Annotated in this window: 18 protein-coding genes; 6 read left to right on the top strand and 12 right to left on the bottom strand. The window is 60.3% G+C overall.

Annotation, left to right across the window (positions count from 1 at the left end; genetic code table 11):
• Nucleotides 1-26: 26 nt before the first annotated feature.
• Nucleotides 27-3,125, bottom strand: coding sequence for a multidrug efflux RND transporter permease subunit (locus ACIQV9_RS02205; RefSeq protein WP_403097559.1), 3,099 nt, complete (start codon nucleotides 3,123-3,125; stop codon nucleotides 27-29).
• A gap of 14 nt (nucleotides 3,126-3,139) precedes the next feature.
• Nucleotides 3,140-4,297: an efflux RND transporter periplasmic adaptor subunit gene (locus tag ACIQV9_RS02210; protein ID WP_403097561.1), complete on the bottom strand. Its 1,158-nt coding sequence runs from the start codon at nucleotides 4,295-4,297 to the stop codon at nucleotides 3,140-3,142.
• A gap of 268 nt (nucleotides 4,298-4,565) precedes the next feature.
• On the opposite strand from ACIQV9_RS02210, the gene ACIQV9_RS02215 reads away from it, so the two are divergent.
• Both ACIQV9_RS02215 and ACIQV9_RS02220 read left to right on the top strand, forming a co-directional pair.
• A complete protein-coding gene (locus ACIQV9_RS02215) occupies nucleotides 4,566-5,267 on the top strand; it encodes a response regulator (protein WP_403097564.1) in 702 nt (233 codons plus the stop codon).
• Between the two features lie 4 nt (nucleotides 5,268-5,271).
• Nucleotides 5,272-6,573 (top strand): ATP-binding protein, encoded by a 1,302-nt coding sequence (locus ACIQV9_RS02220; protein WP_403097566.1) that lies wholly within the window; start codon nucleotides 5,272-5,274, stop codon nucleotides 6,571-6,573.
• A gap of 180 nt (nucleotides 6,574-6,753) precedes the next feature.
• On the opposite strand, the gene pncA is transcribed toward ACIQV9_RS02220, so the two are convergent.
• From pncA to ACIQV9_RS02240, 4 genes are all read right to left on the bottom strand, one after another.
• The gene (gene pncA, locus ACIQV9_RS02225; RefSeq protein ID WP_403097569.1) at nucleotides 6,754-7,383 is read right to left on the bottom strand and encodes a bifunctional nicotinamidase/pyrazinamidase; all 630 of its coding nucleotides are present in this window, start codon (nucleotides 7,381-7,383) and stop codon (nucleotides 6,754-6,756) included.
• A gap of 49 nt (nucleotides 7,384-7,432) precedes the next feature.
• Nucleotides 7,433-8,200 (bottom strand): anti-sigma factor family protein, encoded by a 768-nt coding sequence (locus ACIQV9_RS02230; protein ID WP_403097571.1) that lies wholly within the window; start codon nucleotides 8,198-8,200, stop codon nucleotides 7,433-7,435.
• Complete coding sequence (locus ACIQV9_RS02235) at nucleotides 8,197-8,682, bottom strand: RNA polymerase sigma factor (protein WP_403097573.1); 486 nt, start codon at nucleotides 8,680-8,682, stop codon at nucleotides 8,197-8,199. Before ACIQV9_RS02235 ends, ACIQV9_RS02230 begins: the two co-directional genes overlap by 4 nt.
• Before the next feature lie 66 nt (nucleotides 8,683-8,748).
• Nucleotides 8,749-9,279 carry a tetratricopeptide repeat protein gene (locus ACIQV9_RS02240; RefSeq protein WP_403097576.1) on the bottom strand — a complete coding sequence of 177 codons (531 nt, stop codon included), beginning with the start codon at nucleotides 9,277-9,279 and terminating at the stop codon, nucleotides 8,749-8,751.
• A 391-nt stretch (nucleotides 9,280-9,670) separates the two neighbouring features.
• Here ACIQV9_RS02240 and ACIQV9_RS02245 point away from each other — a divergent pair, with 391 nt between their 5' ends.
• Entirely contained in the window at nucleotides 9,671-10,483 is an 813-nt protein-coding gene (locus ACIQV9_RS02245) for a crotonase/enoyl-CoA hydratase family protein (RefSeq protein ID WP_403097579.1), read from the top strand.
• A gap of 6 nt (nucleotides 10,484-10,489) precedes the next feature.
• Nucleotides 10,490-11,320, top strand: coding sequence for an NAD(+) diphosphatase (gene nudC / locus ACIQV9_RS02250; RefSeq protein ID WP_403097581.1), 831 nt, complete (start codon nucleotides 10,490-10,492; stop codon nucleotides 11,318-11,320).
• Here nudC and ACIQV9_RS02255 read toward each other — a convergent pair.
• Together ACIQV9_RS02255 and ACIQV9_RS02260 are read right to left on the bottom strand one after the other, a co-directional pair.
• Nucleotides 11,288-12,067 (bottom strand): TSUP family transporter, encoded by a 780-nt coding sequence (locus tag ACIQV9_RS02255; protein WP_109631768.1) that lies wholly within the window; start codon nucleotides 12,065-12,067, stop codon nucleotides 11,288-11,290. The genes nudC and ACIQV9_RS02255 overlap by 33 nt on opposite strands.
• Nucleotides 12,068-12,272: 205 nt before the next feature.
• A complete protein-coding gene (locus ACIQV9_RS02260; protein ID WP_403097586.1) occupies nucleotides 12,273-13,511 on the bottom strand; it encodes an acyl-CoA dehydrogenase family protein in 1,239 nt (412 codons plus the stop codon).
• Nucleotides 13,512-13,853: 342 nt separating this feature from the next.
• Here ACIQV9_RS02260 and sfnG point away from each other — a divergent pair, with 342 nt between their 5' ends.
• The gene (gene sfnG, locus ACIQV9_RS02265; protein WP_403097589.1) at nucleotides 13,854-14,948 is read left to right on the top strand and encodes a dimethylsulfone monooxygenase SfnG; all 1,095 of its coding nucleotides are present in this window, start codon (nucleotides 13,854-13,856) and stop codon (nucleotides 14,946-14,948) included.
• Between the two features lie 117 nt (nucleotides 14,949-15,065).
• Here the strand turns inward: sfnG and ACIQV9_RS02270 are convergent, their stop codons facing one another.
• Nucleotides 15,066-15,542, bottom strand: a complete 477-nt coding sequence (locus ACIQV9_RS02270) for a DUF1348 family protein (RefSeq protein WP_403097591.1) — start codon at nucleotides 15,540-15,542, stop codon at nucleotides 15,066-15,068.
• Between the two features lie 56 nt (nucleotides 15,543-15,598).
• The gene (locus ACIQV9_RS02275) at nucleotides 15,599-16,162 is read right to left on the bottom strand and encodes a TetR/AcrR family transcriptional regulator (RefSeq protein WP_403097593.1); all 564 of its coding nucleotides are present in this window, start codon (nucleotides 16,160-16,162) and stop codon (nucleotides 15,599-15,601) included.
• Between the two features lie 236 nt (nucleotides 16,163-16,398).
• Between ACIQV9_RS02275 and pssA the strand changes: the two genes are divergently transcribed.
• Nucleotides 16,399-17,742, top strand: a complete 1,344-nt coding sequence (gene pssA, locus ACIQV9_RS02280; protein WP_403097596.1) for a CDP-diacylglycerol--serine O-phosphatidyltransferase — start codon at nucleotides 16,399-16,401, stop codon at nucleotides 17,740-17,742.
• A 23-nt stretch (nucleotides 17,743-17,765) separates the two neighbouring features.
• Here the strand turns inward: pssA and ACIQV9_RS02285 are convergent, their stop codons facing one another.
• Nucleotides 17,766-19,010 carry a hypothetical protein gene (locus ACIQV9_RS02285; protein WP_403097598.1) on the bottom strand — a complete coding sequence of 415 codons (1,245 nt, stop codon included), beginning with the start codon at nucleotides 19,008-19,010 and terminating at the stop codon, nucleotides 17,766-17,768.
• Nucleotides 19,011-19,105: 95 nt separating this feature from the next.
• Entirely contained in the window at nucleotides 19,106-20,281 is a 1,176-nt protein-coding gene (locus tag ACIQV9_RS02290; RefSeq protein ID WP_403097601.1) for an MFS transporter, read from the bottom strand.
• Between the last annotated feature and the right edge of the window lie 201 nt (nucleotides 20,282-20,482).

The following is a 20,482-nucleotide window of genomic DNA, read 5'->3' on the forward strand; positions in this document are numbered from 1 at the left end:
AAAATGCGGTTTATAGAATGAATGCTTCAGTCCGTCTTCTTTAAACGTTTAACCCACTTCATCACCACCACAAAAAACACCGGCACAAACACCACCGCCAGCGTCGCCGTAATCATACCGCCAATCACACCGGTGCCGATCGCTTGCTGACTCGCCGAGCTGGCCCCGGTCGCAATCGCCAGCGGCACCACGCCCAGAATGAATGCCAGCGACGTCATCACAATCGGCCGCAGTCGCAGGCGCGCGGCTTGCAGCGTGGCGTCGATCAAGTCATGCCCTTCGTCGTACAGGCTCTTGGCGAATTCGATGATCAGGATCGCGTTCTTCGCCGACAGGCCAATAATGGTGATCAACCCGACCTTGAAGAACACATCGTTGGGCATCCCGCGAAAGGTCACGGCCAGCACGGCGCCAAGCACACCCAGCGGCACCACCAGCAGCACCGACGTCGGAATCGACCAACTCTCATACAGCGCCGCCAGACACAGGAACACGATCAACAGCGACAGCCCGAGCAGAATCGGTGCCTGACTGCCGGACAAACGTTCCTGCAACGACAAGCCGGTCCACTCCTGAGCCAACCCTGCCGGGCCGAGCGCAACCAGCCGCTCGATTTCCGCCATGGCTTCACCGGTGCTGTGACCGGGCGACGGCTCGCCGGAAATGCTGATCGCCGGGTAGCCGTTGTAACGGGTCAATTGCGCCGGACCCTGGGTCCATTTCGCCTGGACGAAGGCCGACAACGGCACCATTTTTCCGGCATCGTTACGCACGTGGATCTTCAGCAGATCGGCCACCTGACTGCGCTGATCGCCTTCAGCCTGAACCACCACCCGTTGCATTCGCCCCTGATTGGGGAAGTCGTTGATGTAAGCCGAGCCGACCGCCGTGGACAGTACGTTGCCAATGTCGGCAAAGGACACGCCCAGGGCGTTGGCCTGCTTGCGGTCGACTTCCAGCTGCACTTGCGGTGCTTCGGCCAGCGCGCTTTCGCGCACGTTCATCAGGATCGGGCTTTTCTCGGCGGCGGCGAGCAATTCGCTGCGCGCCTTCATCAACGTGGCATGACCGAGGCCGCCACGGTCCTGCAAGCGGAACTCGAAACCGCTGGAGGTGCCGAGACCGTCAACCGGCGGTGGCAGCACCGAGAAGGCCACGGCGTCCTTGATCTGACTCAGCGCGATATTGGCACGGTCGGCAATCGAACTCGCCGAGTCGTCGCTGCCCCGATCCGACCAATCCTTCAGCGTGGTAAACGCCAGTGCAGCGTTCTGTCCGCTGCCGGAAAAACTGAAACCGAGAATCACCGTGCTGTCGCCAACACCCGGTTCCGTGGCGTTGTGCGCTTCAATTTGCTCCACGACCTGCACCGTGCGGTTTTTACTTGCACCCGGCGGCAATTGAATGTCGGTGATGGTGTAGCCCTGATCTTCAACCGGCAGGAAGGAGGAGGGCAGGCGACTGAAGCACAGGCCCAGGCCAATCAGCAGCACGCCGTAAATCAGCAGATAACGGCCCGTGCGTTTCAGCGCATAGGCGACCCAACCTTGATATCGTTCGGTCAAACGTTCGAAACCACGGTTGAACCAGCCGAAGAACCCGCTCTTTTCGTGATGCTCGCCCTTGGCAATCGGCTTGAGCAGCGTCGCGCACAACGCCGGGGTCAGGGTCAGCGCAAGGAACGCCGAGAACAGGATCGAGGTGGCCATCGACAGCGAGAACTGGCGGTAAATCACCCCGACCGAGCCCTGCATGAACGCCATCGGAATGAACACCGCCACCAGCACCAGGGTGATGCCGATGATCGCCCCGGTAATCTGCTTCATCGCCTTGCGTGTCGCCTCTTTGGGCGACAGGCCCTCGGTGGCCATGATCCGTTCGACGTTTTCCACCACCACGATGGCGTCGTCCACCAGAATGCCGATGGCCAGGACCATGCCGAACATGGTCAGCACGTTGATCGAGAAGCCCAGCGCCAACATGGTCGCAAACGTGCCCATCAGCGCCACCGGCACCACCAGCGTCGGGATCAGCGTGTAGCGGATGTTCTGCAGGAACAGGAACATCACCGCAAACACCAGCAGCATCGCCTCGCCGAGGGTGTACACCACTTTGGTGATCGAGACTTTGACGAATGGCGAGGTGTCGTAAGGAATCTTGTATTCCACGTTCGCCGGGAAATAGCGCGCCAGCTCATCCATCTTCGCTCGCACCAGGGTCGCGGTGCTCAGCGCATTGGCGCCCGGCGCCAACTGCACGCTGACGGCGGTGGAAGGCTTGCCGTTCAGGCGCGTGCCAAATTGGTATTCCTGGCTACCGATCTCGACCCGCGCCACGTCCTTGATGCGCACGGTGGAACCGTCGGGATTGGCTTTCAGGACGATGTCGGCGAATTCTTCCGGTGTCGACAATTGGCCTTTGACCAGAATGGTCGCGGTAATTTCCTGGGTGGAGCGCGTCGGCAAATCGCCGATGCTGCCGGCCGAAACCTGGGCGTTCTGCGCGACGATGGCGGCGTTGACGTCGGCCGGGGTCAGGTTGAAACCGATCAGCTTCTGCGGGTCGATCCAGATGCGCATCGCCCGTTCGGCACCATACAACTGGGCCTTGCCGACGCCGTCCAGACGCTTGATCTCGTTCATCACGTTGCGTGCCAGGTAATCGCTGAGCGCCACATCGTCGAGCTTGCCGTCGCTGGAGGTCAGGGTGATCAGCAGCAGAAAACCGGCGGAGACTTTCTCCACCTGCAAACCTTGCTGATTGACCGCCTGCGGCAGGCGCGACTCCACCACTTTCAGGCGGTTTTGCACGTCGACCTGCGCCATCTCCGGGTTGGTGCCCGGCTGGAAAGTGGCTTTGATGGTGGCGCTGCCGAGGCTGCTCTGGGATTCGAAATACAACAGATGATCGGCGCCGTTGAGCTCCTCCTCGATCAGGCTGACCACGCTCTCGTCGATGGTCTGCGCCGAAGCGCCGGGGTACACGGCGTAGATTTCGATCTGCGGCGGCGCGACATCGGGGTATTGCGCCACCGGCAACTGAGGAATGGCCAACGCACCGGCCAGCAGGATGAACAGGGCAACCACCCAGGCGAATACCGGGCGATCGATAAAGAACTGCGGCATAAAAAGCGTCCTGCTTACTGACCAGAAACCTGGGCAAGTGGAAGAGGGGTGTTGTCGATCTGGACTTTCTCACCGGGCTTGGCGTGTTGCAGGCCTTCGGTGACGATGCGGTCGCCGGGTTTGAGGCCGCCGGTGACAATCCAGCGATCGTTCTGCACCGCGCCCAGTTCAACCGTTTGCTGGCCGATGCGCTGCTCGGTGTCGAGCACCAGCACTTGGGCAATACCGGCGCTGTCACGCTGAATGGCCCGCTGCGGCACGCTGATACCTTGTTGATTCACCGCTTGTTCCAGGCGCACACGCACGAAGCTGCCCGGCAGCAAATCGAGGTCCGGATTGGGAAACTCGCTGCGCACGATGATCTGGCCGGTGCCCGGGTCGACGGTAATGTCGGTGAACAGCAGCTTGCCCGGCAGCGGGTAGAGGCTGCCGTCATCCTGAATCAGCGTGGCTTTGGCCTGGCCCTGGCCCACTTCCTTTAACTGGCCGGAACGGAAGGCGCGGCGCAGATCGTTGAGCTCGCGGGTCGATTGGGTCAGGTCGGCGTGAATCGGGTTCAGCTGCTGAATCAGTGCCAGCGGCGTGGTTTCGTTCTGCCCGACCAGTGCGCCTTCGGTCACCAGCGCGCGGCCGATGCGTCCGGAAATCGGCGCAGTGACGGTGGCGTAACCGAGGTTGAGTTTTGCCCGGTCCACGGCGGCCTTGCTGGCGGCGACATCAGCGGCGGTCTGCCGGGCACTGGCCCGGGCGTTGTCGTAATCCTGGCCGCTGATGGCGTTGCCTTCGATCAACTGGGCATAACGCTGTTCCTGAAGTTTGGCCTGGAACGCGTTGGCTTCAGCCTTGCGCAGTGCTGCTTCGGCGCTGTCCAGGTCAGCCTTGAAGGGCGCCGGGTCGATGCGGAACAGCACATCGCCTTTTTTGACGTCGCTGCCTTCGCGAAAGGTGCGTTGCAACACGACGCCGGCGACCCGGGCACGGACTTCGGCAATCCGTGGCGCGGCAATCCGCCCGCTCAGTTCGCTGGTGATCGACAGCGACCGGGCTTCGACGGTTTCGACCCGCACCGTGGCCAGAGGCGCCTGTTCTTCGGCGTTCGAGGACTTGTCACAAGCGCTCAGCGTCAATGCCAGCGCCATCAGGCTGAGCTTGGCAAGCAGGTTCTTTGACATGTAATTACCCCAATAATGACTGCCCGCATCCTACGGGGAGCCGGGCAGAGTAGCGGTGAAGCTTTGTTGGTGCTGTGTGAAATTGTGTAAGGGTTTTGCTCGCGGGCGTGCGGGGGCGTATATCCTTGGCCGCTTGAAACTTTTTGCGCCTGACAGGCCGCCATCGCGGGCAAGCCTCGCTCCTACAATTAATCGCATTCCCCTGTAGGAGCGAGGCTTGCCCGCGAAGAGGCCCTAAAGGTCGCCACTGCACTTTCTGGAAACACCCATGCCCAACATCCTCCTGGTCGAAGACGACACCGCGCTCTCCGAACTGATTGCCAGCTACCTGGAACGCAATGGCTATTCAGTCAGTGTGATCAGCCGTGGCGACCACGTGCGCGAGCGCGCGCGGGTCAATCCGCCGGATCTGGTGATCCTCGACCTGATGCTGCCGGGGCTTGATGGCCTGCAAGTCTGCCGCTTGCTGCGGGCGGATTCGGCCGCGCTACCAATCCTGATGCTGACCGCCCGCGACGACAGCCACGACCAGGTGCTGGGCCTGGAAATGGGCGCCGACGACTACGTCACCAAACCCTGCGAGCCCCGCGTGTTGCTGGCCCGCGTGCGCACGCTGTTGCGCCGCAGCAGCCTCAGTGAACCGCAGACCGCCAACGACCGCATTCTCATGGGCAATCTGTGCATCGACCTGTCCGAGCGCACCGTGACCTGGCGCGAGCAACTGGTCGAACTGTCCAGCGGTGAATACAACCTGCTGGTGGTGCTGGCCCGGCATGCCGGCGAAGTGCTGAGCCGCGACCAGATCCTGCAACGCCTGCGCGGCATCGAATTCAACGGCACCGACCGCTCGGTGGACGTGGCGATTTCCAAGCTGCGGCGCAAGTTCGACGACCACGCGGGCGAGGCGCGCAAGATCAAGACCGTGTGGGGCAAGGGCTACCTGTTCAGCCGTTCCGAGTGGGAATGCTGAAACGATGTTCAGGATCCTGTTTCGCCTCTATCTGGTGATGATCGTTTCGTACAGCGCAGCGATCTACCTGGTGCCGGACCTGGTGATCAGGGTGTTCCATGAGCGGTTTGTCACCTACAACCTCGATTATTCGCGCGGGCTGCAAACCCTCATCGTCAAACAGTTCCATGCTGTGCCCGAAGCGCAGTGGCCGGCGCTGGCGAGCGAGATGGACAAGGAATTCGCGCCGCTGCACATCGTCCTCACCCGCCATGACGACCCCGATTTCACCCTCGACGAACGCCAGCGTTTGCAACGTGGCGAGAACGTCGTGCGCATCGGCGACTGGGGCTGGCGCACTCTGGCCGTGGCGCCGCTGAACCAACAGACCGTTGTCGAAATGGTCGTGCCGCCGGACCCGATGGACGTCAGTCTGTTGTACTGGAGCATCAACGTCCTGATCGGCGCGACCATGCTCGCCTGTCTGTTGCTGTGGCTGCGCCCGCATTGGCGCGATCTGGAACGCCTCAAAGGCACCGCCGAACGCTTCGGCAAAGGCCACCTCGACGAGCGCACGCAGATCTCTCCGCACTCCAACATCGGCAGCCTGGCCAACGTCTTCGACACCATGGCCGGCGATATCGAAAACCTGCTCAACCAGCAGCGCGACCTGCTCAACGCCGTTTCTCACGAACTGCGCACACCGCTGACGCGCCTGGACTTCGGCCTGGCCCTGGCGCTGTCCGACGACTTGCCGGCCGCCAGTCGCGAACGGCTGCAAGGGCTGGTCGCGCACATTCGTGAACTGGATGAATTGGTCCTGGAACTGCTGTCCTACAGCCGACTGCAAAACCCGGCGCGCCTGCCGGAACAGGTCGAAGTGTCGCTGGACGAGTTTATCGACAGCATTCTGGGCAGCGTCGATGAAGAACTGGAGTCGCCGGACATCGTGATCGACGTGCTGCTGAATGGGCAGCTCGAACGTTTTGCGCTGGACCCACGACTGACGGCTCGCGCGATACAAAACCTGCTGCGCAATGCCATGCGCTACTGCGAAAAGCGCATTCAGATTGGCGTAAAGGTTTGCCCTAAAGGCTGCGAAATCTGGGTCGATGACGACGGCATCGGCATTCCCGATGATGAGCGCGAACGGATTTTTGAACCGTTCTATCGGTTGGACCGCAGCCGCGACCGGGCAACGGGCGGGTTTGGTCTGGGGCTGGCGATCAGTCGTCGGGCACTGGAAGCGCAGGGTGGGACGCTGACGGTTGAGCCTTCGCCATTGGGGGGCGCGCGGTTCCGTTTGTGGCTGCCTACCTCAGCCTGACCCAACACCGAACCTGTGGCGAGGGGGCTTGTCGGAACGCCGCATCGTCCCGTTCGGCTGCGAAGCGGTCGTAAAACCAGCCAATGCGGTGCGACTGAAAGTATGCGGGGGCCGCTTCGCGCCCCAACGGGGGCAAGCCCCCTCGCCACAGAGGATCAATGGCCGCAGGTTTTTGATCGCTCAGCCGAGTAATTCTTTTGATGGAATCAACCCGACCCCAGCCACTTGCATCCGCTCGATCGCCGCCGCCAACGATCCGTCCAGATCAATGGCCCGGCACGCATCCATCACCACAAACGCATTGAACCCTGCTGCCCGTGCATCCAGCGCCGAGAACATCACGCAGAAATCCAGCGCGAGTCCGACCAGGTAGACGGTGTCGACGCCGCGTTCTTTCAAATAGCCGGCCAGCCCGGTGGTGGTCGTGCGATCCGCTTCCAGAAACGCCGAGTAACTGTCGATGTCCGGGTTGCAGCCCTTGCGAATGATCAGTTGCGCGTGGGGCAGGTCCAGATCCTTGTGGAACTCGGCCCCATTCGTCGCCCGGACACAATGATCCGGCCACAGTGTTTGCGGGCCGTAAGGCAGCTCGATGACCTCGTAAGGCTCGCGACCGGGATGGCTTGAAGCGAATGAGGCATGGCCGGGCGGGTGCCAGTCCTGGGCGATGATGACCTGTTTGAACTGGCCGCCGATGCGGTTGATCAGGGGCACGATCAGGTCGCCCTCAGGCACCGGCAGCTGGCCACCGGGGATGAAGTCGTTCTGTACATCAATGACCAGCAAGGCTGTGCGAGAAGCGATTGGCATGGCTAGGTTCCTCCTTGGAAAACAGACGCCAAGCATAGGACAACTTCGCTCACGCGCTCAGTCGGCTTCGTAATAACTTCGCCATAACCTGCAGTTCTGCCGCCGGGTTATGCCCGATCAGCATCCACGCATGCTCCATATCCGCCCAATAAACCACATTCATCCCGTGTCGAATTTCATGGGCGAAATGCCGGCTACCGAGGTTTGAGCGCTTGGCGCACAAGGCAATCGGGCCGTGCGCCGGGTCCAGGTAGGTAATCTGCGCGATAGGCATGCCGTCGTACTCGAGAATTTGCGCGCGCTTCAATTCGGACCGTGGCAGGGCCAGTTGCGCAGGCGTCAGGCTCAGGCCCAGACGCGCGTCGATAGTCCGCAGTTGCGCCCGTTGCGAAGCTTCATCGACGGGCAAGTGTTCCAGGGTTTGCGGCACGTACAGCGACATATAGTCGGCGACCAGGCCGCGCCAGTTGCTCTTTTGCTGGCTCAATTGCCAGCCGAGGAACAAGCGATCCGCCACCACACCGCTGACCACCAGGCCCGCCGCAGCGGCGAGGAACCGGCGGCGATTCATGGCCGGGCGTTCAGGCGAAGGCAAGGTGTCGAGCATCGATTGCAAACGGTCGACGGGCGCTTGTTGAGCCAGTTCGTCGTAGGCTTGCTTGAACGGCAGGCTGCTGCGGGCCAACCATTGCAGGCGCAGATTGAGTGTCGAATCTTCGGCAATGGCCGCGTCGATGCGGGTGCGCTGGTCGACATCGAGCTGATCGTCGAGGTACGCCACCAGTTGCTCGTCCGAAGGTGTCGCGTGGTCGTTCATCGACGTTCTCCCGTGAAAGGGTTCGGTACTGTGTGCAGTGGTGGATACTCGGCCAGTTTCACCCGGGCGGCGGCGAGGCGGCTCATGACGGTGCCGATGGGCACTTGCAGCACCTCGGCGACTTCGCGGTACGACAGGCCTTCGACGTAAGCCAGGTACACCGTTTCACGCTGGGCCTCGGGCAGGGCGTCGACGCGGCGGATGACCTGGGCGGCGAGCACGTGAGTCTGCGCCACGGATTCTCCATCAAACGACAACTGGCTATCGGCATCGACCAGGCCTTGGCCCTGGCGCACCCGTCGGGAGCGCACTTCGTTGAGCCAGATCGAATGCAGAATGCTCAACAGCCAGCGGTCCATACGGGTGCCGGAGACAAACTGCCCGGCACGCTCCAGCGCTCGAACGCAGGTGGCTTGCACCAGGTCTTCGGCGACATGCCGTTGCCGGGACAACAGCAGCCCGTAACGCCATAAACGCGTCAAATGCTGGCCAAGTTCTGCCCTTATTGCCTGATCGCTGGCGATGGCGACCTCCGTCTGTTCGGTGTGTCAGGTTTTCGATGAATCGTTGATGGCTTCAGCCAGGTCCTGATATTCCTCGCACGTGCTGCCACAGATCGATTTGATCTGCTGCAACTGCTCTTGCGCCAGGTCCAGTCGCCCTTTGATCACGTAAGCCTCGCCGAGGTATTCACGCACTTGTGCATACTGCGGGTCGAGTCTGACTGATTGCAGGTAATAACCGATGCCTTCGTCGGTGCGCCCCAGTTTACGCGTGGCGTAGCCGCGATAGTTCAGGGCCTTGGCCGTGTTCGGATTCTTGAGCGTGTCGAGCAGGGCCAAGGCTTCTTCGTAGCGACCGTCCCTGGCCAGGCGATAAGCGTAATCGGTGCGGTCCGCGTCCGGGACCAGGTTGCTGGTTTGCATGACGCACTTGCGCGACTTGGTGTCGAAAACCTGGCCTTTGGGGCAGTTGGGTTTCGCCGGGGCGTCATCGTCGCCATTGGCCAGGGCCAGCGAACCAGACAACGCAACGGCAAGCAGCAGCGGGGTGGTGAAAACAGCAAAACGGACAGTCATGAAAAATGCTCCGCAGGTAAATTCGTTTCAGTTTAAACCACGCCCCGGCAGCATGCGGCACAAGGTGTTATCGCGCAGGCCGTAATGGTGAACCAGCGCCATGACCGTATGCAGGCCGGCCAGTGCGTCGGTCAAAACGGGGCGGAGAATCCGGATTCAGATTGTTCACGGGCAATTCTCATGGAGCGTTGATTGGAGAACACCGCAGGGTGAACAATTATTCATTTCTTTGGCAGGGAAAGCGCAAATCGAGGCGCTACAGCATTCGCTGTCGATCGGGGGCACTGCCTTGCAGCCAGTCCCGCTTTTGGCCGAACCACTGCCTTACTCCCCCAGGCAATGCCTTGTTATAGTCCGGTCCTCATTTTTGCCCGGTAAAAGGATCACTGCCATGTCTCAGTACACCGCGTTCACCGTCGAACTGGCCGATAATATCGCCCATGTGCAGATCAACCGCCCGGAAAAGATCAATTCGATGAACGCCGCGTTCTGGAGCGAGATCATCGAGATTTTCCAGTGGATCGATGACACAGACGAAGCCCGGGTGGTTGTTCTCAGTGGCGCGGGCAAGCACTTTTCCTCCGGTATCGACCTGATGATGCTGGCCGGGGTGGCCAACGAACTGGGCAAGGACGTCGGCCGCAATGCGCGCCTGCTGCGTCGCAAGATCCTCGCCCTGCAAGCGTCGTTCAATGCCGTCGATAATTGCCGCAAGCCAGTGCTGGCGGCGATTCAGGGCTATTGCCTGGGCGGCGCCATCGACCTGATTGCTGCGTGCGACATGCGTTACGCCGCCGAGGACGCACAATTCTCGATCAAGGAAATCGACATCGGCATGGCCGCCGACGTGGGCACTTTGCAACGCTTGCCGCGGATCATCGGTGACGGCATGCTGCGTGAACTGGCTTACACTGGTCGCACCTTCGGCGCCGAGGAAGCGCGCAGCATCGGCCTGGTCAATCGCGTTTACAGCGATAATGCCAGCCTGCTGGAAGGTGTGATGGGCATTGCTCGCGAAATCGCCAGCAAGTCGCCGATTGCGGTCACCGGCACCAAAGAAATGATCAGCTACATGCGCGACCACCGCATCGACGACGGCCTCGAATACGTCGCCACCTGGAACGCCGCCATGCTGCAATCCACTGATTTGCGCGTGGCCATGGCCGCCCATATGAGCAAACAGAAACCCGAATTTCTGGACTGATTGAACATGACTTCACGCTGGACCACCGCAGTACTGGACACCGATCAACCCGGCGGCTGGGCCGTGGCTCGCAGCCCCGAGGGCTTTCTGTTCGATGACAATGGCGCGCTGTTCCCTCGCGAATGGCTCAAGCGTCAGGACCTGTCGATCCTGGCCGAACATGGCATCGGCCATCTGGATGGCGAGCCGGTCTATCTGCTGGAACTGCGCAGTCACAGCGACGTGCCGGGCTGCAACTGGAAAGGCCTGCGCGCGTTCATGCTCGAGGGCGATCACACGGTGTACAAGGTGCTCGGTTACGCCGCGCAGATTGGCACCTGGTACCGCGAGCATCGCTTTTGCGGCAATTGCGGTCAGGCGGCGACGCAAGTTCCCCGTGAACGCGCGATGTACTGCGAGCCGTGTGATTTGCGTTATTACCCGCGCATTTCGCCGAGCATGATTGTGCTGGTGACACGGGGCGACGAAGTGTTGCTGGCTCGTTCTCCACGCTTCGTGACCGGGGTCTATAGCACGTTGGCGGGGTTTGCCGAACCGGGCGAGTCAGCCGAGGACTGCCTGATTCGCGAGGTGCGCGAGGAAGTGCAGATCGAGGTCAAGAACATCCAGTACATGGGCAGTCAATGCTGGCCGTTCCCGCATTCGATGATGCTCGGTTTTCACGCCGAGTACGCCGGGGGCGAGATTGTCTGTCAGGAAGACGAAATCGAAGACGCCCAGTGGTTCAACGTTCACGCGTTGCCGCCCTTGCCGGCGTCGCGCTCGATTGCCCGTTACCTCATCGACGTCTACGTGGCGCGGCGCTTAGGCCACGCTGAACCAGTGCTGCCAGGCTAACCGCACGGTCAAGCCCAGCACCACGGTGATGAACACCGGGCGAATGAACTTCGCGCCGCCGCTGATGGCGGTGCGAGCCCCGAAAAACGCGCCGACCATCACCGACAGGCCCATGCTCAGGCCGATGATCCAGTCCACCTGCCCGGAAAACACGAACACCGACAGCGCCGCAATGTTACTGACGAAGTTCATGCTGCGGGCCACGCCGCTGGCCTTCACCAGGTCAATCGGATACATCAGCATACTGCTGACGGTCCAGAACGCGCCGGTGCCCGGACCGGCCACACCGTCGTAGAAACCGAGGCTAAAGCCTTGGGTCGATTGCCACTTCTTCTTGATCGGCGCATCGCTGTCCAGCGGCGCTTTTGGCGTGCCACCGAACAGCAGGTACAGGCCACAGGCAAACACAATCACCGGGAGCATTTTGTTCAGCCACTCGGCGGGCAGGTAATGCGCGACGACCGCACCGGTGAGCGCACCGACCAGCGTGCCGACGATGGCGTGCACCCACTGCCTTGGATGGAACAGCTTGCGGCGGTAGAAGGTGAAGCTTGCGGTGGCGGAACCGAAGGTGGAACTCAGTTTGTTGGTGCCCAGTACCAGGTGCGGCGGCAGGCCGGCGGTCAACAGCGCCGGGGTGGTCAGCAGACCGCCACCGCCGGCAATGGCGTCGATGAAACCGGCAATGAAGGCGACGAAGGCGAGAATGGCCAGGGTGGTGAGGTCAACGCTGAGTTCGAAAGGCATGGAATCGGCTTATTCGGCGGGGTGCAGCAAGGGGCTGCGGGGAAGGGCCGATATCTTACCTAGATCCGACTTCTGCGGCGACTGGTCTGGCCTCTTCGCGGGCAAGCCTCGCTCCTACGGGATTTATGTGATCCCCCCATTTTGTGATCACCACAATCCCGTAGGAGCGAGGCTTGCCCGCGATGACTGACTTCCAGACGCTACTTCACTTGCTGGCAGGCCCATTCCCGATCTGCCACACAAACGGCGGCTCGGTCCCGTTGATCGTCCAGTCCCCGACAATCCGCGCCTTGTAGATCAGCGGATTATGCGACGACACCGTCCTTGCATTGCGCCAATGCCGGTCCAGCGATTTCCCCTCGCGAACATCCGAGGCCCCCAGCGCATTGAACAACTGCGTGGTCGCTTGCAGGATCAGTTCAGAAACCACCCCTTGCGCCTTGGCCGATTCGATTTCCGCCGCGACATTCGCCTCTCGCTCAAGCACCTCATCACCCGAGAACCGCGCCAAGTAAGCCCGTTGCGCCGGTTGCGCGGCCTTCAAGGCACTTGCTTCGGCGGCGTACACCCACGCGGCGATGTCACCGACCACTTGCTGAACCTGCGCATCCTGGCTGACGTGCCGAGCATTGCCGTGGCTGTAAATGCGTTTGCGCTCGCGGACCTCATGCGCCACGTCGCGCAATGCCGCACGACCGATCCCGGCCAGGGTTGCCAGCAACACCAACTGATAGAACGCGGTCTGGTATTTGAAGCGGGTGGCAAAGTCGATGACGTTCTCGGCGTCGACTTCGGCGTCGATAAACCGCGAGGTGCCACTGCCGGTGGTGCGTTGGCCGAAACCGTCCCAGTCATCGCTCTGCACGATCCCCGGTTGGCGAGTGCGGACAGCGGCAATCACATCGCCGCCGGTGTCACTGCGCTGGGCATACACGTCGATCCAGTCGGAGAACAGGCTGCCGGTGCTGTAGAACTTCTCGCCGTTGAGCCGCCACTGATCGCCGTGGGGCGAAACCTTGGTGATGACATCGCCGATGGCCACGCTGCCGATTTCAGTCCAGGCATTGCCGACGATGTCACCGTCGACAAAGCGCTTGAACCACAAATCCCGGCCCGGTCCCTGCGGCGAGTTCAAGCGGTCCTCGACAAAGGCGAAATGCCCGCGCAGGGCTTGGGGCACATTGGAATCGGCTTCGGCCAGTTCGATCAGCAACTCGAACAATTGCGGCACGGACGCGCCGCCACCGCCATATTCCACCGGCACCCGCACGGCGCCGAAACCGGCGTCTTTGAGCCATTGAATCGGTTCGAAGGGCAGGCTGCGGGACTGTTCGCGCGCCACGGCGCCGGCGGCGATGCACTGGAAAACCGGCCGGAATCTTGAGGCCAGCGCCTCATAGTCAGTGCCAATGGACAGAGGGTTGATTACCTGGTGTTCGGTCATGGGACGGTTCCTTGGGCAGTGAATACCAAAGGGGATTGCATGGACCATGCCTGGCGCAGCTAGCCAGGTTTTGCGCTGCGTGGTTGGTTTCCAGGTGTGCCCAACTGTTGCTTAGCCAACAGCGCATCCGCAAATTGCCCCAGACACACCCGGATCCCCTGTAGGAGTGAGCCTGCTCGCGATAGCGTCAGTTCATTCAACATTTATGCAAGCTGATGTACCGCTATCGCGAGCAGGCTCGCTCCTACAGGGATTTCACTTGGCTTGAGGTAGTCGGCGATTTCGCACTGGCACGGTTGCTGCTCTGCCCCTAGGACTTCCCAACGTCCCGAGGACATGCCAATGAGTCAGCAAGCCGTCAAATTTGCCTACTGGGTACCGAACGTCAGCGGCGGGCTGGTGGTCAGCAAGATCGAGCAACGCACCCACTGGGGCATCGACTACAACCGCAAACTGGCGCAACTGGCCGAAGCGGCGGGGTTCGAATATGCCCTGACACAGATTCGTTTCACCGCCGGTTACGGTGCCGAGTTCCAGCACGAATCGGTTGCCTTCAGCCATGCGCTGTTGGCCGCGACGACCAAACTGAAAGTGATCGCCGCGATCCTGCCGGGGCCTTGGCAACCGGCACTGGCAGCCAAGCAACTGGCGACCATCGATCAACTGACTAACGGCCGAGTGGCGGTGAATATCGTCAGTGGCTGGTTCAAGGGCGAATTTCAGGCGATTGGCGAGCACTGGCTGGAACACGACGAGCGCTATCGCCGTTCCGAAGAATTCATCCGTTCGCTCAAAGGCATCTGGTCTCAGGATCACTTCACTTTCCGTGGTGACTTCTACCGATTCGACAACTACAGCCTCAAGCCCAAGCCGCTGGGCCAGCCGGAAATCTTCCAGGGCGGCAGTTCGCGCGCAGCCCGGGACATGGCGGCACGGGTGTCGGACTGGTACTTCACCAATGGCAATTCGCCTGAAGGCATCAAGGCCCAGGTCGACGACATTCGCGTCAAGGCTGCGACCAATAATCATTCGGTGAAAATCGGCGTGAACGCGTTTGTCATCGCACGCGACACGGAAGAAGAGGCGCGGGCCGTGTTGGCGCAGATCATCGATCAGGCCGATCCGGAAGCGGTGAATGCCTTTGGTGATGCGGCGAAGCAGGCGGGCAGGGCGTCGCCAGAGGGCGAGGGTAACTGGGCGAAGTCGACGTTTGAGGATCTGGTGCAGTACAACGATGGCTTCAAGACCAACCTGATCGGCACGCCGCAACAGATTGCCGAGCGCATCGTGGCGTTGAAAGCGGTGGGCGTGGATCTGGTGTTGGCGGGGTTCCTGCACTTCCAGGAGGAAGTGGAGTATTTCGGCAAGCGGGTGTTGCCGTTGGTGCGGGAGCTGGAGGCAAAAGCAGCGGCCAAACAGCAAGCCGCAGTCGCCTGAACACCACAACCCCTGTAGGAGCGAGGCTTGCCCGCGAAGGCTGATTCACAGTCAACGAATAAGTTGCCTGTTACATCGCCTTCGCGGGCAAGCCTCGCTCCTACAGGGGATATGTGTTTACAGGCCCAGGTCGGACAGGCTTGGATGATCATCCGGACGACGCCCCAGCGGCCAGTGGAACTTGCGGTCGCTTTCCTTGATCGGCATGTCGTTGATGCAGGCAAACCGGTTGGCCATCAAGCCGTTCTCATTGAACTCCCAGTTTTCGTTGCCGTAAGAGCGGAACCAGTTGCCCGAGTCGTCGTGCCATTCATAGGCATAACGCACGGCGATGCGGTTGTCGGTGAAGGCCCAGAGTTCCTTGATCAGGCGGTAATCCAGTTCCTTGGCCCATTTGCGAGTCAGAAAGCCTTTGGCTTCTTCACGGTTGTAGGCGAACTCGGCGCGGTTACGCCACTTGGTGTCCAGGGTGTAGGCCAGCGACACGCGTTCCGGGTCGCGGGAGTTCCAGCCGTCTTCGGCCAGGCGAACTTTTTCGATGGCGGATTCACGGGTAAACGGCGGCAATGGCGGACGAACTTCGGCGTTAGACATTTAAAGTCTCCCTTTCAAATTAAAGTTCAAGCAAGTTGTCGGGCTTGGTTAAAGTGTTACAGGTCCAATAACTTTCGCGCCATGCATTGCGCATTATCGGCGGCACTGTGATCACCCATCACAAGCGCTACGGTAATGGCACCGTCGATCAGGATCAGCAGCTGTTTGGCCAGCGTCTCCGGGTCGGTAGCGCCATGTTCGGTGCAGAGCTCGCGCACGTAGTCGAGCAGCTTCTGTTTGTGGTCTTTGGCGACCAGGCGAACCGGGTCTTGCGGGTCGCCGGTTTCGCCGCTGGTGTTGATGAATGCACAGCCACGGAAGCCTTCGGAGGCGAACCAGGCCTTGAGTACGGTAAACAGGTTGAGCAGGCGGCCGGCCGGTGTTTCAGCCTGGTCGACTTCGCTTCTGTACCAGTGCATCCAGCGCACGTCGCGACGTTGCAGGGCGGCGACGGTCAGCTCCTCCTTGTTGGCGAAGTAGCGGTAGATACTTTTTCTGGAGACGCCGGCGGTTTTCACCAGAAGATCCATTCCGGTGGCGGCGATGCCACTTTTGTAGATCAACTTTTCGGTGACATCCAGAATGATGTCGCGTGTGTCGTTGCTTGTGATGTCGTTCATGTGGCGAACAGTAGAACGATCGTTCTCCTTGGTCAACAAGTTTTTAGAAAGATCGTTCCCACGCTCTGCGTGGGAATGCATCCCGTGACGCTCCGCGTCACATTTCAAAGCGGACGCGGAGCGTCCATGGCGGCATTCCCACGCAGAGCGTGGGAACGATCGGTGCCGTGGGAAGACCCAAGCTGATCCATGGTGTAAGCTCTCGGACTATTCGGAATTGACCCTTTGCGAGCCCTATGCCGTCGCTTTTCAAACGCTCTCTGCTGCCTAAACTGCGCAGTTTTCCGCTGACCGCCGATGCCGTCACCATTCTTTCCGGCGCTGCCGAGTTCCGTCGTTGCCTGCTGGAAAAAATCGCCAGCGCCACCCAGCGCATCTACATCGTCGCGCTGTACCTGCAACAGGACGAGGCCGGTCAGGAAATCCTTGATGCCTTGCACGCCGCCAAACTGGCGCGTCCGGAACTGGACGTGGTCGTGGTGGTGGACTGGCTGCGCGCCCAGCGCGGCTTGATCGGTGCCGGCAAACAGCCGGGCAACTCGGCCTGGTATCAGGAAGCGACGCGCACCCATGCCAGTGAAGTGCCGGTGTACGGCGTGCCGGTGCAGACCCGCGAACTGTTCGGCGTGCTGCATTTGAAAGGCTTTGTGATCGACGACTGCGTGATCTACAGCGGCGCGAGCCTGAACAACGTTTACCTGCACAAGTTCGACAAGTACCGCTACGACCGTTATCACCTCCTGCAGAACCAGGCGCTGGCCGATTCCATGCAGCACCTGATCCAGCATGGCCTGGTCGCCTCCAAAGCGGTGCATCGCCTCGACCTGCCGAACCTGCCGACCACCCGCAGCCTGCGCAACGACATCGGCGATTTACGCAGCCGCCTCAAGCACGCGGCGTATGACACCACGGCCGGCAGCACGGCGAAGGGCGGTTTGTCGGTGAGTCCGTTGCTCGGTGTGGGCAAGAACAACCCGTTGAGTCGGGTGATCTGCGAATTGATCGCCAGCGCTCAGCATCAGCTGACCATCTGCACGCCGTACTTCAACCTGCCACTGGCGGTGACCCGGGAAATCAACCGGGCCCTGGGCCGTGGCGTGAAGATCGACATCGTGGTCGGCGACAAGACCGCCAATGACTTCTTCATCCCGCCGAGCGAGCCGTTCAAGGTGATCGCGGCGTTGCCGTACCTCTACGAGATCAGCCTGCGGCGCTTCGCCAAACGCCATCAGCACAGCATCGACAGCGGCAAGTTGAACCTGCATTTGTGGAAGGACGGCGACAACACTTATCACCTCAAGGGCATGTGGATCGACAAGCGCTTCACCTTGCTGACCGGCAATAACCTCAATCCACGGGCGTTCCGCCTCGATCTTGAGAACGCGCTGCTGATCGACGACCCGAAGGGCGAGTTGCTGGAGCCGCGCAGTAAAGAACTGGGCGAGATTTTCCAGAACACCACGCGTATCCAGCGTTATCAGGATCTTGAAACGCTGCTGGAATACCCGGCGGCGGTGGCCAAGTTCCTCAAGCGCGTCAGTCGGGTGCGGATCGAGCGGTTGCTCTATCGCATTTTGTAAGTCCGTTTGCGACACAGACGGCCTTAGCCGAAGAACTTTCGAACATCGATGCTCATTGTCTTGAGGCTATTTTTCTTTTGTTCTTCGGTGCCAGACATTTCCACTTCAATCAGTGAGGTGTAGAGGGTTCTCATGATGGGAATCTGGCGCTCTTTACGGTCCAGATATTCATCGTTCTTGTATCCCATCACCTCGATGGCCAGCGTTTTCTGGCTCGTATTGTCTTTGAGGACGAAATCGCATCTGACCAGGTCTTTGCCCACCGCGGTATCAATGAGCGGTTTTTCCAAGCTCAGCTCAATCTTGTAGTCCTGCTGCATTGAATACATCAGTTGCTTCAGTTTTTTGGCGACTTCACGTTCCAGATTCGACTCGACAGGCATTGGCCACGACACATCGACGACGGGGATTGTAACGATCCGCATCAGGTAAAAATTGTGGCTGTCTGGTTCGCTTGTTTTGTTGGTATAGGTCCCCAGTACCAGATAGGGGCCTACGGTAAGAGGATGACCAAGACGCGTCCTGGTTCCCAAATAACTGTGCCGTTCAACGGTGTTAACGACGCCGGCCATCATCCCATAGGGGCGCGACTTTTTTGGCCAATCACCTGCCAGCTCACTGAGCTTTTGGTCCAGCCAGATAACGCTGGAGGTCAGTGATGGAGCGAAAACACTCTCTAGGCTAATACCTTTTGCGACTTCGAAACGCTTGGCGGGTTCGTTCAAACCGCCGACATAAACCTTGTCGTTGTGATTTTTCAACCTGTTGAGTGCAGCTTCGTTCATCAGATTCAACATTAATGAGCCTAGTGAACTGCGGCGTCGTGAGGTGCCTCCGGCGCTGTTGTTGGAACCTGTAGGATTGGAGCTTGATGCGGCTGGGCCCTGGCTGCTGATCTCACCATGAAAGTTCAACACGCAACTTTTTAATGTTTTGCGCGCCCGTTTGACCCTGGGGGCCGATCGATTTTCCGAGTGGAAAGCACACAATTCAGAATGCGTTGCGGTGGAGGAGTTTCTAACGAAGTAGAGGGTGCCAGCCTTATTTTTCTTGAGGTGTTCAATGCTCTGTTGGCTGCCAACAACCGTCCGGGGATGGCAATCGCACTTGAACCACCGATCATTTTCATACCAGCGGGTTAACAATTCTTGAATTTTGATGCCTGTGGTGCTTAAGGCTTCACCCAGCACATACTGCGTAATTGCATCACGCTCAACTTCAGTCAGCGTTCGAATTGTTTGCGCTGTCGTTTTGTTTATAACGTCCATTTACTTCGTGTCCGTGGCTTTGTGAGAGGGTGATGGGCTGGCTGTCGAAGCCTGAAAGCAGATTCGGTGAATGACGGGTTGAAACGGCAATAGCATTACACTTCGACGGATTCTACCTTCGGCCAGCAGGCAACGGCCAGCAACAGCGCAGCGGCCACCAGATAGGGCAGGCGCGGTTCGACGTCGTAGATCAACGTCGCCGCCAGCGGTCCGATGACCACGCCGAAGCCTTGCGCGGCACCAATGGAGCCGGCGGTGGCGCCTTGTTCCGAGGCGTCGACCGCGTTGGCGGCCAGGGCGGCGAACGACGGAAAAATCAGCCCCATCCCGCCCGCCGACACGAAAAAGCACAACCACAAACCCCACGCAGTATCCGCCAGGATGCTGCCGGCAAACCCCACGGCCGCCACCAGTGCGCCCGCGCGGATCAGCCGCAGCGGCGGCCATTCGAGCCGACGCACCACCAATTGCGAACAGATCAATGCGAAGCCGACCATGGTCAAGGCGATGCCCGCGGTTTGCGCGGCGTCGGCCGGGCTCATACCGAGTCGATCGAGGGCGAAGAAGCCGACGGTGATCTGTGCAATCGACACGCACAGCATCGCCACGAACGCGACCGCCATCGGCCGACGCAGGCGTGGATCATTCAGATGAACCTTGCGCGGCGCTTGTCGCAGGTGCAGCTCCTGACCTTTGAGCTTGTAACGCAGCACCACGAACGCCAGCAGCGGCAAGATCGCCATGGCGTAGAACGGCAAGCTCAGGCTGAAGCGCGACAACAACGCCGCAATTGCCGGGCCGATCACCAGGCCACAGGCGTTGGCCGCGCCCAGGGCTGCCATGGCTTTGGCGCGGTGTTGCGGCTCGATGTTATCGGCGATCAGCGCGTTGCCACCCACCGGAATTGCCGCGTAGAACACGCCGATCAGGCCGCGTCCGATCATCAACCCGATAAAGCCCAGCAGCGCTGATGGCAGAAACCGCAACGACGCGTCGATGAACAGGCACAAGGCCCAGTAGGCGAGGGTGAAACCGGCCGTGGCGATCAGCAGAATCCGTCGCCGGCCATAGCGGTCACTGGCCTGGCCCCATGGGCGGGCGAGCAACATCCAGATCACCCCGGACACCGTCACCGCGGCCCCGGCCTGCCAAGTGGCCAGGCCCAACACCCGGGCGATCGGCCCGATCAGGGAAACGAACGCCATCATCGACATGGAGCAGGCCATGTTGGCGACCATGAGTGGGCGCAGGTCGAAGGCAGGGGTGGTCATGGGTGAGTCTTCCGTGAGCTTTTGTTATTGGCGGGGGATGTTAGCGCGGGTTATGTGCAAGGCAGGAGGAATATCGGTGGCAGTGATAATGCAATCGCGGGCAAGCTGAACTGGTCCAGTAATTTTGGACATTTTTTTCGGTTCTCACGCCGCCAGCTTTTCCGCTGCTACAGGTGAGTGGTAACCGTTGTAACTGTGGCG

Source organism: Pseudomonas sp. NPDC099000 (genome assembly GCF_044759925.1).
Taxonomy (GTDB): Bacteria; Pseudomonadota; Gammaproteobacteria; order Pseudomonadales; family Pseudomonadaceae; genus Aquipseudomonas.

Bases quoted from the DNA above. Each gene is read 5' to 3' on its own strand.
- pncA (WP_403097569.1), bottom strand. From the start codon at position 7,383: ATGCCAATCGCTTCTCGCACAGCCTTGCTGGTCATTGATGTACAGAAC.
- ACIQV9_RS02270 (WP_403097591.1), bottom strand. From the start codon at position 15,542: ATGTCTAACGCCGAAGTTCGTCCGCCATTGCCGCCGTTTACCCGTGAA.
- ACIQV9_RS02275 (WP_403097593.1), bottom strand. From the start codon at position 16,162: ATGAACGACATCACAAGCAACGACACACGCGACATCATTCTGGATGTC.
- ACIQV9_RS02230 (WP_403097571.1), bottom strand. From the start codon at position 8,200: ATGAACGACCACGCGACACCTTCGGACGAGCAACTGGTGGCGTACCTC.
- pssA (WP_403097596.1), top strand. From the start codon at position 16,399: ATGCCGTCGCTTTTCAAACGCTCTCTGCTGCCTAAACTGCGCAGTTTT.
- ACIQV9_RS02260 (WP_403097586.1), bottom strand. From the start codon at position 13,511: ATGACCGAACACCAGGTAATCAACCCTCTGTCCATTGGCACTGACTAT.
- nudC (WP_403097581.1), top strand. From the start codon at position 10,490: ATGACTTCACGCTGGACCACCGCAGTACTGGACACCGATCAACCCGGC.
- ACIQV9_RS02290 (WP_403097601.1), bottom strand. From the start codon at position 20,281: ATGACCACCCCTGCCTTCGACCTGCGCCCACTCATGGTCGCCAACATG.
- ACIQV9_RS02215 (WP_403097564.1), top strand. From the start codon at position 4,566: ATGCCCAACATCCTCCTGGTCGAAGACGACACCGCGCTCTCCGAACTG.
- ACIQV9_RS02255 (WP_109631768.1), bottom strand. From the start codon at position 12,067: ATGCCTTTCGAACTCAGCGTTGACCTCACCACCCTGGCCATTCTCGCC.
- ACIQV9_RS02285 (WP_403097598.1), bottom strand. From the start codon at position 19,010: ATGGACGTTATAAACAAAACGACAGCGCAAACAATTCGAACGCTGACT.
- ACIQV9_RS02205 (WP_403097559.1), bottom strand. From the start codon at position 3,125: ATGCCGCAGTTCTTTATCGATCGCCCGGTATTCGCCTGGGTGGTTGCC.
- sfnG (WP_403097589.1), top strand. From the start codon at position 13,854: ATGAGTCAGCAAGCCGTCAAATTTGCCTACTGGGTACCGAACGTCAGC.
- ACIQV9_RS02220 (WP_403097566.1), top strand. From the start codon at position 5,272: ATGTTCAGGATCCTGTTTCGCCTCTATCTGGTGATGATCGTTTCGTAC.
- ACIQV9_RS02240 (WP_403097576.1), bottom strand. From the start codon at position 9,279: ATGACTGTCCGTTTTGCTGTTTTCACCACCCCGCTGCTGCTTGCCGTT.
- ACIQV9_RS02210 (WP_403097561.1), bottom strand. From the start codon at position 4,297: ATGTCAAAGAACCTGCTTGCCAAGCTCAGCCTGATGGCGCTGGCATTG.
- ACIQV9_RS02245 (WP_403097579.1), top strand. From the start codon at position 9,671: ATGTCTCAGTACACCGCGTTCACCGTCGAACTGGCCGATAATATCGCC.